General features: G+C 40.9%; 1 protein-coding gene. It reads right to left on the reverse strand.

Annotated elements, in window-relative coordinates:
* On the reverse strand, positions 1 to 201 hold a 201-nt coding region (locus O4G76_RS21755), incomplete at its 3' end, for a hypothetical protein (RefSeq protein ID WP_269399149.1).
* Positions 202 to 232: the final 31 nt, after the last annotated feature.

Raw genomic sequence — 232 nt, forward strand, 5'->3', positions numbered from 1 at the left:
ACCTTGCTCTGATATTTTCTCTGAAATTTCTAATAACGTCTGTGAAACCAGATACTCGAAGTCGCTTGTATTTGTGCTTTTATGCATCAGGTTTTCCATATATTTAGCAAATGGAATACCTTCTTTTGCAGCTGCTGCCTGGCATCTTTTTATGAGCCTTTCAGGAACCTTGGCGGGTATCTGTCTCTTGTGTTCAAGCATCAAAACAACTCCATTTGGGGCTTTCTTGCCC

The organism is Limimaricola sp. G21655-S1 (assembly GCF_027213785.1).
In the GTDB taxonomy this organism is placed as follows: Bacteria; Pseudomonadota; Alphaproteobacteria; order Rhodobacterales; family Rhodobacteraceae; genus Limimaricola.